Source organism: Streptomyces sp. N35 (assembly GCF_016464295.1).
GTDB lineage: Bacteria > Actinomycetota > Actinomycetes > Streptomycetales > Streptomycetaceae > Streptomyces.
Genome location: NZ_JAEIMH010000013.1, coordinates 12,262 through 27,968 on the forward strand (window position 1 = coordinate 12,262; position 15,707 = coordinate 27,968).

11 protein-coding genes and 1 pseudogene are annotated in these 15,707 nt (G+C 70.5%); 7 read left to right on the plus strand and 5 right to left on the minus strand.

The features are described from left to right. Positions 1 to 2: 2 nt before the first annotated feature. Positions 3 to 1,439 (minus strand): gamma-aminobutyraldehyde dehydrogenase, encoded by a 1,437-nt coding sequence (locus JAO81_RS09920; protein ID WP_199547423.1) that lies wholly within the window; start codon positions 1,437 to 1,439, stop codon positions 3 to 5. A 189-nt stretch (positions 1,440 to 1,628) separates the two neighbouring features. Between JAO81_RS09920 and JAO81_RS09925 the strand changes: the two genes are divergently transcribed. The 6 genes and pseudogenes from JAO81_RS09925 (at position 1,629) to pucD (ending at position 8,503) form a co-directional block, all read left to right on the plus strand. Next, positions 1,629 to 2,117, plus strand: a complete 489-nt coding sequence (locus tag JAO81_RS09925; protein ID WP_199547424.1) for an Lrp/AsnC family transcriptional regulator — start codon at positions 1,629 to 1,631, stop codon at positions 2,115 to 2,117. Between the two features lie 2 nt (positions 2,118 to 2,119). Next, positions 2,120 to 3,490, plus strand: a complete 1,371-nt coding sequence (locus JAO81_RS09930; protein ID WP_374194280.1) for an aspartate aminotransferase family protein — start codon at positions 2,120 to 2,122, stop codon at positions 3,488 to 3,490. Positions 3,491 to 3,682: 192 nt separating this feature from the next. Then, a complete protein-coding gene (locus JAO81_RS09935; RefSeq protein ID WP_199547426.1) occupies positions 3,683 to 4,465 on the plus strand; it encodes an ABC transporter ATP-binding protein in 783 nt (260 codons plus the stop codon). Then, entirely contained in the window at positions 4,447 to 5,607 is a 1,161-nt protein-coding gene (locus JAO81_RS09940) for a hypothetical protein (RefSeq protein ID WP_199547427.1), read from the plus strand. The genes JAO81_RS09935 and JAO81_RS09940 overlap by 19 nt, the downstream gene beginning before the upstream one ends. A 98-nt stretch (positions 5,608 to 5,705) precedes the next feature. Continuing rightward, complete coding sequence (locus JAO81_RS09945; RefSeq protein WP_199547428.1) at positions 5,706 to 6,125, plus strand: VOC family protein; 420 nt, start codon at positions 5,706 to 5,708, stop codon at positions 6,123 to 6,125. 10 nt (positions 6,126 to 6,135) lie between these two features. Next, positions 6,136 to 8,503 (plus strand): annotated as a pseudogene (gene pucD / locus JAO81_RS09950) (xanthine dehydrogenase subunit D). Between the two features lie 37 nt (positions 8,504 to 8,540). Here pucD and JAO81_RS09955 read toward each other — a convergent pair. The 3 genes from JAO81_RS09955 to JAO81_RS09965 all read right to left on the minus strand — a co-directional run bounded on the left by JAO81_RS09955 (position 8,541) and on the right by JAO81_RS09965 (position 12,228). Further along, positions 8,541 to 9,854 carry an MFS transporter gene (locus JAO81_RS09955; RefSeq protein ID WP_199547429.1) on the minus strand — a complete coding sequence of 438 codons (1,314 nt, stop codon included), beginning with the start codon at positions 9,852 to 9,854 and terminating at the stop codon, positions 8,541 to 8,543. A 90-nt stretch (positions 9,855 to 9,944) separates the two neighbouring features. Beyond that, entirely contained in the window at positions 9,945 to 10,901 is a 957-nt protein-coding gene (locus JAO81_RS09960; RefSeq protein ID WP_199547430.1) for a sigma-70 family RNA polymerase sigma factor, read from the minus strand. A 10-nt stretch (positions 10,902 to 10,911) separates the two neighbouring features. Continuing rightward, positions 10,912 to 12,228 carry an NAD(P)/FAD-dependent oxidoreductase gene (locus tag JAO81_RS09965; RefSeq protein WP_199547431.1) on the minus strand — a complete coding sequence of 439 codons (1,317 nt, stop codon included), beginning with the start codon at positions 12,226 to 12,228 and terminating at the stop codon, positions 10,912 to 10,914. 157 nt (positions 12,229 to 12,385) lie between these two features. On the opposite strand from JAO81_RS09965, the gene JAO81_RS09970 reads away from it, so the two are divergent. Then, on the plus strand, positions 12,386 to 13,519 hold the full coding sequence (locus JAO81_RS09970; RefSeq protein WP_199547432.1) for an LOG family protein: 1,134 nt from the start codon (positions 12,386 to 12,388) through the stop codon (positions 13,517 to 13,519). 60 nt (positions 13,520 to 13,579) lie between these two features. On the opposite strand, the gene JAO81_RS09975 is transcribed toward JAO81_RS09970, so the two are convergent. After that, a complete protein-coding gene (locus JAO81_RS09975; RefSeq protein ID WP_199547433.1) occupies positions 13,580 to 15,637 on the minus strand; it encodes a pectinesterase family protein in 2,058 nt (685 codons plus the stop codon). Positions 15,638 to 15,707 lie beyond the last annotated feature (70 nt).

The following is a 15,707-nucleotide window of genomic DNA, read 5'->3' on the forward strand; positions in this document are numbered from 1 at the left end:
CTTCAGCCCAGCGACGTCATCACGTGCTTGATCCGGGTGTAGTCGTCGAACCCGTACGCCGAAAGGTCCTTGCCGTAGCCGGACTTCTTGAAGCCGCCGTGCGGCATCTCGGCGACCAGCGGGATGTGGGTGTTGATCCACACGCAGCCGAAGTCGAGGACCTTGGACATACGCATCGCGCGCGCGTGGTCCTTGGTCCACACCGAGGAGGCGAGGGCGAACTCGACGCCGTTCGCGTACTCGACGGCCTGCTCCTCGGAGGAGAAGGACTGGACGGTGATGACCGGTCCGAACACCTCGTTCTGGATGATCTCGTCGTCCTGCTTGAGGCCCGAGACCACGGTCGGCGCGTAGAAGTAGCCCTTCTCGCCGACCCGGTGGCCGCCCGCCTCGACCCGCGCGTGCGCCGGGAGACGGTCGATGAAGCCGGTGACCTGCGCGAGCTGGTTGGGATTGTTCAGCGGACCGTAGAGCACGTCCTCGTCGTCCGGCATACCGGTCTTGGTGTCGGCCGCCGCCTTGGCGAGGGCCTGCACGAACTCGTCGTGGATGGACTCGTGCACGAGCACACGGGTCGCGGCGGTGCAGTCCTGGCCCGCGTTGAAGAAGCCCGCGACCGAGATGTCCTCGACTGCCTTGGCGAGGTCGGTGTCCTCGAAGACCACGACGGGCGCCTTGCCGCCGAGTTCCAGGTGGACCCGCTTGAGGTCCTTGGACGCGGACTCCGCCACCTGCATGCCGGCGCGCACGGAACCGGTGATGGAGGCCATCGCCGGGGTCGGGTGCTCGACCATCGCACGGCCGGTCTCGCGGTCGCCGGTGACGACGTTGAAGACGCCCTTCGGCACGATCGAGCCGATGATCTCGGCGATCAGGACGGTCGACGCGGGCGTGGTGTCCGAGGGCTTGAGGACCACGGTGTTGCCCGCGGCGAGCGCCGGGGCGAACTTCCACACGGCCATCATCATCGGGTAGTTCCACGGCGCGACCTGCGCGCAGACACCGATCGGCTCACGGCGCACGATGGAGGTCAGACCCTCCATGTACTCGCCGGCCGCACGGCCTTCGAGCATCCGGGCCGCGCCCGCGAAGAAGCGGATCTGGTCCACCATCGGCGGGATCTCTTCGTCACGGGTGAGCCCGATCGGCTTTCCGGTGTTCTCGACCTCGGCCGCGATCAGTTCCTCGGCCCGCTCCTCGAAGGCGTCGGCGATCTTGAGGAGGTACTTCTGGCGCTCGGCCGGTACGAGGTCGCGCCACGCGGGGAACGCGGCCGCGGCCGCCTCCATCGCGGCGTCGACGTCGGCCTGGCCCGACAGCGGCGCCGTCGCGTACGCCTCGCCCGTGGCCGGATTCACGACCTCGGTGGTGCGGCCGTCGGCCGCGTCCCGGAATTCGCCGTTGATGTAGTTCCGCAGACGACGCAGTTCGCTGCTCACTGCCGGGCCTCCCATGGTGGTACCGCTTGCCTGTCCAATACGTGAGACCACCACCCTAGTCCGATGACCGACGCTTTCGACATACCCGCTAGGTCACAACTACGGAATCCGCGCGATTGGCACCCGCAGACAACGAATTTCATCGCTCGGCCCTTGCAATACCGACGACCTGTCCTGCACAGTGGGGCCGTGGCCAGTCGCAGCGCAGAAAACAGATCGGCACCGACGCCGAACGGCGTCGACGCCGTCTCCCTGGCGATCATCGAGCAGCTCCAGGAGGACGGACGCCGGCCGTACGCCGCCATCGGCAAGGCCGTGGGCCTGTCCGAGGCAGCCGTGCGGCAGCGGGTGCAGAAACTGCTCGACCAAGGCGTGATGCAGATCGTCGCCGTCACCGACCCGCTCACCGTGGGCTTCCGGCGGCAGGCGATGCTCGGCATCAACGTCGAGGGAGACCTCGACCCGGTCGCCGAAGCACTGACGGCCATGGACGAAGTCGAGTACGTGGTGCTCACCGCGGGGTCCTTCGACCTGCTCGCGGAAGTCGTCTGCGAGGACGACGACCATCTCCTCGAAGTCATCAGCAAGCGGATCCGCACCCTTCCCGGTGTGCGCTCCACCGAGAGCTTCGTCTACCTCAAGCTCAAGAAGCAGACCTACCAATGGGGATCCCGATAACCATGGGCCAAGGCACCAAGGACCTCTCCAAGACCGCCTACGACCACCTGTGGATGCACTTCACCAGGATGTCGTCGTACGAAAACGCCCCCGTGCCGACCATCGTGCGCGGCGAAGGCACCTATATCTACGACGACAAGGGCAAGCGCTACCTCGACGGGCTCGCGGGCCTGTTCGTGGTCAACGCGGGCCACGGGCGCGTGGAGCTGGCCGAGACGGCGTTCAAGCAGGCGCAGGAACTCGCCTTCTTCCCGGTCTGGTCGTACGCCCACCCCAAGGCCGTCGAGCTGGCGGAGCGCCTTGCCCACCACGCCCCCGGCGACCTCAACAAGGTCTTCTTCACCACGGGCGGCGGTGAGGCGGTCGAGACTGCCTGGAAGCTCGCCAAGCAGTACTTCAAGCTGCAGGGCAAGCACACCAAGTACAAGGTGATCTCGCGCGCGGTCGCCTACCACGGCACCCCGCAGGGCGCCCTGTCGATCACCGGACTCCCGGCCCTGAAGGCCCCGTTCGAGCCGCTGGTCCCCGGCGCGCACAAGGTGCCGAACACGAATATCTACCGCGCCCCGATCCACGGCGACGACCCCGAGGCCTTCGGCCGCTGGGCCGCCGACCAGATCGAGCAGGAGATCCTCTTCGAGGGCCCCGAGACCGTCGCGGCCGTCTTCCTGGAGCCGGTGCAGAACGCCGGCGGCTGCTTCCCGCCGCCGCCCGGCTACTTCCAGCGCGTACGCGAAATCTGCGACCAGTACGACGTGTTGCTGGTCTCGGACGAGGTCATCTGCGCCTTCGGCCGGCTCGGCACGATGTTCGCCTGCGACAAGTTCGGCTACGTACCGGACATGATCACCTGCGCCAAGGGCATGACCTCGGGCTACTCCCCGATCGGCGCCTGCATCATCTCGGACAAGATCGCCGAGCCGTTCTACAAGGGCGACAACACCTTCCTGCACGGCTACACCTTCGGCGGCCACCCGGTCTCCGCGGCCGTCGGCCTCGCCAATCTCGACATCTTCGAGAAGGAGAAGCTGAACCAGCACGTCCTCGACAACGAGGGCGCGTTCAAGGCCACCCTGGAGAAGCTGCACGACCTGCCGATCGTCGGCGACGTCCGCGGCAACGGGTTCTTCTACGGCATCGAGCTCGTCAAGGACAAGGTCACCAAGGAGTCCTTCACGGAGGAGGAGACCGAGCGCGTCCTGTACGGGTTCCTCTCCAAGGCCCTGTACGAGAACGGTCTTTACTGCCGCGCCGACGACCGTGGCGACCCGGTCGTCCAGCTCGCGCCGCCGCTGATCGCCGACCAGTCGACCTTCGACGAGATCGAGCAGATCCTGCGCACGGTGCTCACGGAGGCGTGGACCAAGCTGTAGGACCCGCTCTTCGGCCCGGGTGCCCCGTTCGAGTGAGAACAGGGGTGCCCGGGCCGCGCGTTATCTGCTATGTCCTGGTTCGTCCCTACGGTTCGTGTGACCGATCGGCCGCAGCTCTCGTTCGCCCTTATGGGGTACGGGACTTCGCGGCCCTTCACCCCGGCCGCAGACGACAGAACCGAGGTGTACGCCATGGTGGCCCCGCCGGACAACAACGTGCTCTGGGCCCGCGCCCTGCACGTCTCGCACAACGGCTCACCCGCCCTCACCGGCGTCTCCGTGGAGGTGCGCGAGGGCGAGATCCTCGCCGTCGGCGGTCCGCGCGGCTGCGGCAAGACCACCCTGCTCCAGTGCCTGTCAGGACAGCTGGTTCCGCAGCAGGGCGAGGTCTGGTTCAACTCGACGCCGGTGCACACCATGGGCCCTCTCGTACGGGAGCGGCTGCGGCGCGACCGCTTCGGCTGGATCGACCCCGAGCCGGCGCTCGTGCCCGAGCTGACCGCGTGGGAGAACGTCGCGCTGCCGCTGATGCTGCGCAAGGAGCCCAACCGGCCCGCGCGCAAGGCCGCTTCGGAGTGGCTGGAGCGCCTCGACATCGGCGCCTGCGCACGCAAGCGCCCGCACGCCCTGCTCCAGGCCGAACGGCAGCGCGTGGCGATCGCCCGCGCCCTGGTCACCGAGCCGACCGTGCTCTTCGCCGACGAGCCCACCGCTCCGCTGCACCGCGCCGACCGCGCCCAGGTCCTGCGTACGCTCACGACGGCGGCGCGCTCGCACGGCATCACGGTGGTGCTCGCCACGCACGACGCCGAGGTGGCCACGCTCGCCGACCGTACGGTGCAGCTGCTCGACGGGCGCAGGGTCAACTCACTGCGGATGCCCGGGCCTTCGGCCGGCCTCCTCGCGGCCCCGGCCGCTGTCGCGACCCCGGCCGACCCCTCCGCGGAAGGGACGGCGTGCTCGCTCTCCGTCTAGCCCGCGGCGCCCACCCTGTCGTCCTGCTCCGTCGGCTCGCGGTCGCGGCCGCCGCCGGCGGCACGGGCTTTCTGCTCCTGTGCACGATGGGCTATGCCCTCGGCCACCCCGACGCGGGCCGCGCCTCGGTGCTGCGCCTGCTGTGGTGTCTGCCGCCGCTCGCCGCGACGGTGCAGCTCGCGGTGGCCGTCGCGCGCACCGATCCCGGCACCCGCCCGCACCAGGGCCTGTCCGCGGTGGGCCTCGGCCCCAACCGGCTGATGATCCTCGCGGCGGTGAACACCCTGGTGTCCTGCACGCTCGGCTCGATGCTCGCGCTGCTGTTCTTCCTGCATCTGCGGGGAGACCTCACCGGCCTCCCGATGGACGGCGACGCGGCCGAACTCCTGGGCGCGGGCCAGTCGTTGCCGCTCGCCGCGGTCCTCACCCTGCTCGCCCTCGTGCCGCTCGCGGCCTCCGTCGCGGCGGCCGTCGTGCTGCGCCCGCGCCGGCTGCGCCCCGGCGACGAACGCGACCCCGCCCACCCGGAACCGCCCGCACCCGCCCCGAACGGACTGCCCTGGGGCGTGGCCCTGATGGCGGTCGGCCTGTCCGTCGAGCTGTACGCGGCCGGTGCCGAAAGCAGCGGACTGCCGCTGCCCGGGCGCCTGGTGTCGACGCCGGCCGGTGTGCTCGCCGGCTGGGCGGTCACGGCGCTTGGCCTCGCGTTCGCGGGCCCCGGCCTGACGTATCTGAGCGGGCGTCTGCTCCAGGCCTGGCGGCCGGGTGCCGCGCGGCTGCTCGCGGGCCGGGTGCTGCAGGAGGAGGCGGCGCGCATCGGGCGGCCGCTCGGCGTGGTGTGCGCGGTGGTGTCCGGCCTGATCGCGGCGCTTTCCCTGTACGGGGGCCCCGCGACGTCCTTCGGACCGCTCACCGCTCTGGGCGGCTCCCTGGTGGCGGGCTGCACGGTGCTCGCGCTCCTGACGGCGGCCGTCGAGGCCCGGCAGGCCCGGGCGCACACGACGGCGGCGCTGCTTCGGCTCGGCGCTCCCGTGTCGCTGCTCCGGACCGCGGTGGCGCTCAGGATCGTGGCGCTGCTCACCGTCCTCGGGCCGCTGACCTGCGCGATCGCGCTGCTCGCTGCGGCCCCGATGGCAAGCTGAAAAGATTCTCCCGAGCGGCCGATGAGTTCTCGGACGGCCCGCCGTCTATCCCTGCGTAACGAACATCAACGATCACATCGATAACAGGAGCGGACGACATGGCGGACAACGCGTACCAGCAGATGGTCTTCATCAACCTCGCCACCAAGGACATCGACGCGGCGAAGAAGTTCTACACGGAGCTCGGCTACACCATCAACGCGCAGTTCAGCGATGAGAACACCGCCTCCGTGGTGATCAGCGACAGCATCGTGATCATGCTGCTCGCGGAGCAGAAGTTCGCCGAGTTCGCCTCGAAGCCGATCTCGGACTCCGCCGTGGCCAACGAGGCGCTGATCTGTCTGAGCGCCGAGAGCCGTGCGGCGGTGGACGAGCTCTGCGACCGCGCGCTCGCGGCCGGCGGCACGCACGCCAAGGACCCCCAGGACTACGGCCAGATGTACGGCCGCTCCTTCCAGGACCCCGACGGCCACCACTTCGAGGTCATGTGGATGGACCCGGCGATGGTCCAGGGCTGATCCTGAGACCATGACCGGAGTCGCAGGCACCCCGACCGGCCTCACCCAGGGCACCCGCACCCCGGGCGGCATCGGCGAGTCGACACTCAGGCCCGACGGGACGCTCAAGACCACCGGCGAGTTCGCCTTCGCCTCGGACCTCTGGCATGAGGACATGCTGTGGGGCCACACCCTGCGCGCCCCGCACGCCCACGCACGCATCACCCGCCTGGACATCGGCCCGGCCCTTCAAGTGCCCGGTGTCCAGGCGGTTTTGACGTACGGGGACCTCGCGCACGCGAAGACATACGGCCTGGAGATCACCGATCAGCCGGTGCTGTGCGACGGCCGGGTCCGTTTCCACGGTGAGCCCGTGGCGCTGGTCGCCGCCGATCATCCGGAGACCGCGCGCAGGGCCGCCGAACGGATCGCCGTCGACTACGAGGTGCTGCCCGCCGTCACCGACGAGGCCACGGCGACCGCGCCGGACGCACCCGTACTGCATCCGGACCGCGACGACGCGCACGCCCGGCACGTACCGCATCCCAACATCGTCCACCGCCAGCGGGTCGTGCGCGGCGATCTGGCGGGGGGCCCGGCGGCGGGCCGATGTGATCGTGGCCGAGGACTATGAAGTCGGCATGCAGGACCAGGCGTTCCTCGGTCCCGAGTCCGGGCTCGCGGTGCCGGCCGAGGACGGCGGGATCGATCTCTATGTCTCCACGCAGTGGCTGCATGTCGACCGTAAGCAGATCGCGCCCGTGCTCGGACTGCCCGAGGCCAAGGTGCGTCTGACGCTCTCCGGGGTGGGCGGCGCGTTCGGCGGGCGCGAGGACCTCTCGATGCAGGCGCACGCCGCCCTGCTCGCGCTGCACACGGGCCGGCCGGTGAAGATGGTCTACAACCGGTACGAGTCCTTCTTCGGCCATGTCCACCGCCATCCGGCCAGGCTGCACTACGAGCACGGGGCCACCCGCGACGGCAAGTTGACGCATGTGGCGGCGCGGATCGTGCTCGACGGGGGCGCCTACGCGTCGTCGACCCCGGCGGTCGTCGGCAACGCCGCCTCGCTGGCCCTCGGTCCGTACGACTGCGAGACCGTCGCCGTCGAGGCGCTCGGGCTCTACACCAACAACCCGCCCTGCGGCGCGATGCGCGGCTTCGGGGCGGTGCAGGCCTGTTTCGCGTACGAGTCCCAGATGGACCGGGTCTCGGCCGAACTCGGTCTGGATCCGGTCGAGTTCCGGCAGCGCAACGCCATGTCCCAGGGGTCCGTGATGCCCACGGGGCAGAGCGTGGACGCCCCGGCGCCGGTGGCCGAGCTGCTGCGCAGGGTGCGCGAGCTGCCGCTGCCTCCCCAGGCCCAGTGGACAGCGGCCGGCTCCGCCGCCGACCTGCGGGATCTGCCGGGCGGGCTCTCCAACACCACGCACGGGGAGGGTGTCGTACGGGGTGTGGGTTTCGCGGTCGGCATCAAGAACGTCGGGTTCTCGGAAGGCTTCGACGACTACTCGACCGCGCGGGTGCGGCTCGAGGCGGTCGCCGGGGAGCCGGTGGTGACCCTGCACACCGCGATGGCCGAGGTGGGCCAGGGCGGGGTGACGGTGCACGCGCAGATCGTCCGTACGGAACTGGGCGTCTCGCAGGTGACGCTGCGGCCGGCCGACACCTCGGCGGGCAACGCGGGCTCGACCTCGGCGTCACGGCAGACGTATGTGACCGGGGGCGCGATCAAGCACACCTGCGAGGCGGTGCGGGAGGCCGTACTGGCCCTGGGGCGGCGGAAGTTCGGCTGGCCTTCCGCCGACGGGCTGCGGCTCGCGGGCGGCAAGGTGGTCGGGGCCGGCGGTGAGGCGCTGGCCGATCTCGTCGACGTACTGGAGGACGAGGCCGTCGACCTGGAGCTGGAGTGGCGCCACCGGCCCACCGAGCCCTTCGATCCGGTGACCGGGCAGGGCAACGGGCATGTGCAGTACTCGTTCGCGGCGCATCGCGCGGTGGTGGAGGTGGACGTCGAGCTCGGCCTGGTGAAAGTGGTCGAGCTGGCCTGCGCGCAGGACGTCGGCAAAGCGCTCAATCCCCTTTCCGTCCTCGGCCAGATCCAGGGCGGCTCGACACAGGGGCTCGGGCTCGCGGTGATGGAGGAGATCGTCGTGGACCCGGCGACGTCCCTGGTCCGCAACCCGTCCTTCACCGACTACCTGATCCCGACCATCCTCGACACCCCACCCATCCCGGTCGATCTCCTCGAACTCGCCGACGCCCACGCCCCGTACGGCCTGCGCGGCGCGGGCGAGGCCCCCACACTCTCCTCGACCCCGGCCATCGTCTCGGCCATCCGCCAGGCAACGGGCAAACCCCTGCGGCGGGTGCCGGTACGGCCTGAGCACATCATTTAGCAGATCTTTCAGCCCCTGCGGCGATTGAGCAGACCTTTCAGCCCCTGCGGCGCTTGAGCAGATCCGAACGAAGTTCGGATGCAGGGGGTCCGGGGGCAGAGCCTCCGGTTTCGGGAAGGGGCGGGTCGGGGAGAAAAACCCGCCGCAGGCGCCCCCACCCCAGCAACAACGGCGTCAAAAGCAACAGCACCCCCGATACGGCGAGGGCCTCGCGCGGACCGATCACCGCGGCGAGCAGACCCCATGCCGCGGTGAGCAACGCGGTCGTTCCCTTGGCAGCCACCGACCAGGCGGCCAGGACACGGCTGACGTGATCAGTGGGCAGAGCAGCGAGCCGCCGAGTGGCGAGCACCGGACTGTAGACCGCCGCACAGGTGATCAACCCGAACTCAACCACCATGACGAGCACGAGCCCACTCGTACCGGAGTGAACAAAGGCCAGGCCGACGGGCCAGCAGACCCGCAGAACTCCGGCGCCCAACAGGACGCGCCGCTCGCCGAAACGAGGCACGAGACGACGGGCGAGCCGCGAACCGAGAAGCCCGCCGAGACACGGAACGGCGAAGGCAAGCCCGTACTGCCAGGGCGCGAAGCCGAGCGGCCCCAGCATGAGCACGGCGAGCAGCGGGGCACTGGTCATGATCAGCGCGTTGACCAGCACCGTGTTGAGGAACAGCGGCCGCAGCTCACGGTGGCCGAGCAGGAAGCGGAAACCGTCGCCGATGCGGGCCGGCGGATGGTCCTGCCTACGGGCCGGCGCCGCCTCCGAACCTCCGATGGCCCGGATCCCCAGCGCGGAGAGCAGAAAGCTCACCGCATTCGCGGCCACGGTGAGCACCGGACCGAACAGACCCACGGCGGCGCCGCCCAGCGGGGGCCCGACGAGGGTCGCGGTCCACATCGTCGACTCGAAGCGACCGTTGGCGGCGAGCAGATCCTCGGGCCGTACGAGCGCCTTGAGCGTGGCACCACTGGCCGCCGTGAACGCGATGTCCGCCGCACCGACCACCACGGACACGAGCAGCAGCTGGGCGAGCGAGAGAGCGCCGAGGGCATACGCGACGGGGACGGTGAGCAGCGCCGCACAGCGGACCAGATCCATCCCGATCATCACGGGCCGCTTGTACCGGAACTCCATCCACGGCCCGAGCGGCACCGCGACCACAGCGGCCACCGCGGGTCCGGCCGCGGCCAGCACGGACACCCCGGCCGGACCGGTGTCCAGCGCGAGGACCGCGATCAGCGCGAAGGCGTCGAAGGCCAGCCAGGTCCCGAGAATGCTGACGCCGTACGCGGCCCACAGCCACCGGAACTCACGGCCCAGCGCCGGCTTCACCTGGGCCTTCGCCATGAACTCCGTCTCCCGGTCGCCGGTGACCCGCTGATCGGGCCGAAGAGACCGAATCTAATCGACGGCACTGACAGCGCGGCCCGGCCGCGGTCACCACTCGGTGATCAGCGGCTCACCCGTCCCGAACCGCCGCCAGGATTCCGTCAGGCGGACCAGGCGGGCGGGGGCCGCGATGCCGCGGACGGTGGTGATGCGGCCGTCCACGAGGTCGAAGGTGACGGCACCGACGATCTTGCCGTCGGGCACGAAGAGGAGGGCGGGGGCGCCGTTGACGAGCGCGTAGTGGACATCGGACGCACCGCCGGCGAGGCGCCGCTTCGCGGGCGTGGACTTGAAGCCTGCCCGTGCGACGGCGGCGATCCGCTCCGGGGTGTCGTACCGCAGCAGCTTCTCGGTCAGCCCCGCGCCGTCGGAGACCGCGGTGGCGTCGTCGGTGAGCAGGGCCACCAGGCGCTCGGTCCGGCCGGAGGTCGCGGCGAGGATGAACTCCTCGACGACCCTGCGGGCCGACGTGGGGTCGACCTCCGCACGGCCGCGGCGGCGCGCTGCGGTGACACGGCCACGGGCGCGGTGGAGGTGCTGCTGGCTCGCGGACTCGGTGATGTCGAGGATCTCGGCGATCTCGGCATGGCTGTGCGAGAACGCCTCGCGCAGGAGATAGACGGCCCGTTCCGGGGGTGACAGGCGCTCCATCAGGGTCAGCACGGCGAGCGAGACCGATTCGCGCTGCTCGAAGGTGTCGGCCGGGCCGAGCATCGGGTCACCGTCGAGGAGGGGCTCGGGCAGCCAGGCGCCGGCGGTGCGTTCGCGGCGGGCCTGCGCCGAGCGGAGCCGGTCGAGGCACAGGTTGGTGACCACCTTGGTGAGCCAGGCCTCGGGCACCCTGATCCGCTGGCGGTCGGCGGCCTGCCAGTGCAGGAACGCGTCTTGTACGACGTCCTCGGCATCGGTGGCCGAGCCGAGCATCCGGTAGACCAGCGAGGCCAGCCGGCCGCGGCTGGCCTCGAACCTGTCGGTGTCGAAGTGGTCGGTGGTCGTGCTGTCCACGGAGATCACCCTAGGCGGCGGACTGCTGGTCGGTGGCGTCGGTCGAAAACTCGGCGGACTTCACGGCGAGCCCGGCCTGCACGGGGGAAGCCTCGGCGGACCCCGCCCGCACGGCGGAAGCCTCGGCCGACCCGGCCTGCGCCGCGGAAGCCTCGGCCGACCCAGCGTGCGCCGCGGCCAGGCGGCGCTTGCGCCTGGGCAGGCCGAACGTCGGGTGCGAGGTGCCCCAGAGCGATCCCTTTTCGATGAGCGACTTGATCCGCGCGGCCCTCCGGCCGCCCGTGTACTTCGGCTTGGCCCGCGCTTCCCCGTCGACCGACTGCCAGATCCCGTCCCGCCGCCCCAGGCTGATGGCGTTGTACAGGTAGACCAGCTTGACCTTCGCGATCTTCCCGCCGGTCAGACGTCCCACGATCGCCTCGATGGCCTGCCGGCCGGTGTAGCCGGCCGACCCGCAGGACATCGGCAGGGGCAGGCCGTTGTCGCCGAGGGCATGCACACTGTCGCCGACGGCGTAGATCTCCGGGTGCGAGACGGACCGCATGGTGCGGTCGACGAGGATCCGGCCGTTCTCGGTGACCTCGAGACCGGCCGCGGCCGCCAGGGAGCTGACCGCGAACCCGGCCGTCCACACGGTCGCGTCGGACATCAGGGCGGTGCCGTCGGCGCACAGCGCCCGGTTCGCTTCGACGGCCTCGACGGCGGTGTGCTCCACAACGGTGACACCCAGCCGCTCGCAGGCCTGGCGCAGGTGGCCCCGGGCTCCCGGAGAAAGCCGGGCGCCCAGCTCTCCGCGGGCGACAAGCGCCACGGACAGGCCGGGCCGGGTCTCCGCGATCTCGGTGGCGGTCTCGATCCCGGTCAACCCGTCGCCCACGACCAGCACCCTGCCGCCTTCGCCCAGACCGTCCAGGCGCTCGCGCAGACGCAGCGCCGAAGGACGGCCCGCGACGTCGAAGGCGTGCTCGGCCACACCGGGGACACCGTGGCCGGCGACCTGGCTGCCGAGCGCGTACACCAGCGTGTCGTAGCCGAGGTCGCCGCCGCCGTCCGCGTCGGCCACGGTGACGACCCGGCGCTCGGGGTGGACGGCGGTCACCCTGCCCACACGCAGCCGGATCCCCGTACCCGCGAAGACGTCGGTGAGCGGCGGGGCCTGGACGTCGTGACCGGCCGCCAGTTGGTTCAGCCGCAGCCGCTGGACGAAGTCCGGCACGGCGTTGACCACGGTGATCTCGGTGTCCGCCGGGGACAGCCTGCGGGCCAGGTTCCCGGCCACGTAGGCCCCGGCGTAGCCGGCGCCGAGGACGACGATGCGGTGCTTCATGGGGTGCTCCCGTCGGTTCGGTCGGTCTTCGCGGATAGAGCGGGACAGCGCCCCGATTCCTGACAGGGAAGCACCTGTGACCTGAGCCACAGGCGAAAGAGGAGGGCGCCCGGGCAAGAACCCGACGCCGGGACGGGCCGCCCGTAAGCTGGCGAACGTGCCCGACCACCACACACCCCCACCGCCCACGACCGACCGCGAGATCGAGACCCTCGAGGAGTTCGACGCGGTCCTGGCCCGGGGCTCGCTCGCCCACCACCGCATCCAGGCCGTGGATCTGACGGAACGCACCTTCGCGCTGCTCACCGCGGACACCGAGGGCGCCGTCTTCCTCGGCTGCCCGATGGAACCGGACGCGGCCGCCAAGGTGCGGGCGACCGGCGCCCTGGTGTTCCCGCCGGTTCCGGGCCTCCCGTTCGACCCGTACCGCGGGCATCTCTACACGCCGCAGGAGCTGTTCGCGGGTCTGGCCTCCTCGTACGAGGCGACGCCCGACGCCCGCGCGTACCAGTGGTTCCAGGAGACCAAGGCCGACGGCGACGTGTTCGCGTCGATGCTGCGCGCGGTCCACGACGACTCCATCTCGGACGCCTTGGACGAACTCCTCGTCGGCGCCCGGGTGGTGGGTGTGATGGGCGGCCACGCGATGGCCCGCGGCACCGAGGAGTACGCGGGCGCCTCCCGACTGGGCCGGACACTCGCGCGGGCCGGATTCACGGTCGCCACCGGCGGCGGCCCCGGCGCGATGGAGGCGGCGAACCTCGGTGCGTACGCCTGCGCGCAGGACGACGCGATGCTCGACGAGGCGCTCGAACTCCTCGCCAAGGCCCCCTCGTTCACCCCGTCGATCACCGACTGGGCCCAGGCCGCCTTCGCCGTGCGCGAGCGCTGGCCCGCGGGTGGCGCCTCGGTCGGCATCCCCACCTGGTTCTACGGACACGAGCCGCCGAACGCCTTCGCCGCCCATCTCGCGAAGTACTTCGCCAACGCCACCCGCGAGGACGGACTGCTCGCGCGCTCCAACGCGGGCGTGATCTACCTGCCCGGCGCGGCCGGCACGGTCCAGGAGATCTTCGACAACGCGACGCCCAACTACTACGAGTCCCGCGGCGAACCGACCCCAATGGTCCTGGTCGGCCGCTCCCACTGGACCGAGAAACTGCCCGCCTGGCCCCTGCTCCAGGCCCTCGCGCGGGAGCGCTCGATGGCGTCGCGGATCGCTCTCGTCGACTCGGTCGAGGAAGCGGCAGAGGCCCTGCAGCAGCTCACCGCCCAGGGCATGACCGGCTGACGAGGCCCACCGAGCGGTCGTACGACGGGCCTTGAGCTCCCCGTACGACCGCTCGCGCGTCTACTGCGCAGTCGGCGTCCAGTCGCCCAGCCAGTCACCGATCTCCTGGCCCGTGGCCTGGGCGTCGGTCAGCTGCGGCCGGTCCGCGCTCGCCGCGCCGGCGCCGGGGCCGCTGTTCCGGTACTCGGCGAACCGGTCCTGCTTCCACGGGAATCCGCCCATGTCCGTCCACGGCGCGGTCCGTATCGCGGCACTGAGTGTGGAGTTGCGAACGGTGGCCTGCGGGTCGACGGTGGTGTCGCCGCCCGGGTGCCAGTTGCGGCCGAGGTGGAAGGTCCGGTCGGACACATCGCCGGTGATGTTCGAGCTGACGATGAGGATGCCCTTGCGGTTCGACTCCGTGCTCGGCGCGGTGACATAGCCCGCGGACTGGCCGTTCCAGCGCTTCTTGAGCTGGATCACGGACTTGTCGAGTACGGCGGTGGCGCGTCCGAAGACGAAGTCCACGTTGCCGACGACGTAGGAGTTCTTGACGTAGACCCGGCCGAGCCTGCCCTTGGCGGCGGTCTCCATCTCCAGGGTGTCCTGGTCGCCGCTCACGATCAGGGAGTCGAGGAAGACCTTGTCGGCCATGGTCAGCAGGGCGACCGCCTGGTGCCCGGAGATGTGCTGGTTGGCGCCCTCGTCGAAGTCGTTGGTGACACTGAGGTTGCGCAGCTGGGTGTCGTCGGCCTTGACGCTGACCGTGGCGCTGCCGGGCGTCCCGTACGTCGAGCCGTCCGGCTTGGTCATCCCGGCGGCGTGCCCCTCGACGATGACCGTGTCCTTGCGGCTCGGTCCGGTGCCGACGATCGTCACGTGCGGCTTGTCCGCGGGGACGGTAACGGTCTCGCGATATGTGCCGGGGGCGACCTTGATGACCACGCGCGCGGGGTTGTTCGCCGGGACGGCGTTCACGGCGGCCTGGACGGTCTTGTACTGGGCGCCGCTCTTGGCGACGGTCAGGGTGGTGGCAGCCTTCACCACCGGCGCGTCCGCCGCAGTACCGATCGAACTCCTCGGCCCCGCGCCCGACTTGAGCAGGGCCGGCACCCGCGCGGCCTCGTCCAGGGTGTACGCGTAGAACTTCTTCGGGTCGAAGGCCGTGCCGCCGCTCTCATTGCGCCCGCTCGTCCCCGAGAAGACGCTGCCGCGCTGCACGACCGCGGCCGTGGCGTCCTTGGTGACGGGGTTGTTGACGCCCTGGAAGTAGCTGTTCTCCAGGACCATCTTGGTCCTGCCGCGCGAGTAGTTCCCGTACGAGGACGTGATGCCGGTGCCGGGCTCGTCCTGCAGCCAGTTGTTGTACAGGTGCGCGTGGGCGGCGTTGTCCGTCGAGGGGTTGCGCTGCTCGGTCTCGCGGATCCAGTTGTGGTGGATCGTGATGTCGGTGACGACGTTCTCGGTCCAGCCGATGCCGAAGGTCTTGTTGTTGTCGGCGAGTTTGTTCCAGGAGACGGTGATGTTCGTGGAGTCCTTGCGGACGTCGATCAGGCCGTCCGCCATGTGCCGCAGATCGTTGTGGTCGATCCAGACATGGTGCGCACCGTCCATCTGGACGGCGTCGAAGTCGTGCTCCTTGTCGTTCCAGACGCCCTGGTAGGAGTCGCGGATCGTCAGGTTCCTGATGATGACGTTGTGCACGCCCTGGCCGAGGAAGAAGCCGCCGCCGACGATCTCGCCGGAGGTGCCGGCGCCCACGATCGTCTTGTCGGAGGCGACCTTGATCTCCTTGCCGACGGGGTCCATCTTGATCGCCGAGGCGACGACGATGACATACGGCTCGGAGGCCGTGGCGTACTTCTCCAGGTCGGCGAGCGTCTTCACGGTGACGGTCTTGCCGTCACGGCCACCGTATGTGCCGTTCTGCCCCTGGGAGTTGACGGACGCGAAGCCGTCGGCGGTGTCGTCGGCCCAGGCCGGGGCGGCGGCCGCGGCGGACGCCTTGCCGGCGCCGTCGATGCCGAACAGGCCGCCGCCGTACGCGAGGGCGCCCGCGGCGGCCACCGCGAGCGGGGCGCCCGCCCCCACGACGGGTCTGCGCCCGCGGGGCCGGGCCCTGCTGCGGGGCTCTCTCATACGCGCTTGCACTCCGTGAGGTGGGGGTGCCCGTGCCGGGCGGCACGGTCCGCCCTGTGGTTGCCGCAGG

Bases quoted from the DNA above. Each gene is read 5' to 3' on its own strand.
- JAO81_RS09930 (WP_374194280.1), top strand. From the start codon at position 2,120: ATGGGCCAAGGCACCAAGGACCTCTCCAAGACCGCCTACGACCACCTG.
- JAO81_RS09935 (WP_199547426.1), top strand. From the start codon at position 3,683: ATGGTGGCCCCGCCGGACAACAACGTGCTCTGGGCCCGCGCCCTGCAC.
- JAO81_RS09945 (WP_199547428.1), top strand. From the start codon at position 5,706: ATGGCGGACAACGCGTACCAGCAGATGGTCTTCATCAACCTCGCCACC.
- JAO81_RS09955 (WP_199547429.1), bottom strand. From the start codon at position 9,854: ATGGCGAAGGCCCAGGTGAAGCCGGCGCTGGGCCGTGAGTTCCGGTGG.
- JAO81_RS09965 (WP_199547431.1), bottom strand. From the start codon at position 12,228: ATGAAGCACCGCATCGTCGTCCTCGGCGCCGGCTACGCCGGGGCCTAC.
- JAO81_RS09975 (WP_199547433.1), bottom strand. From the start codon at position 15,637: ATGAGAGAGCCCCGCAGCAGGGCCCGGCCCCGCGGGCGCAGACCCGTC.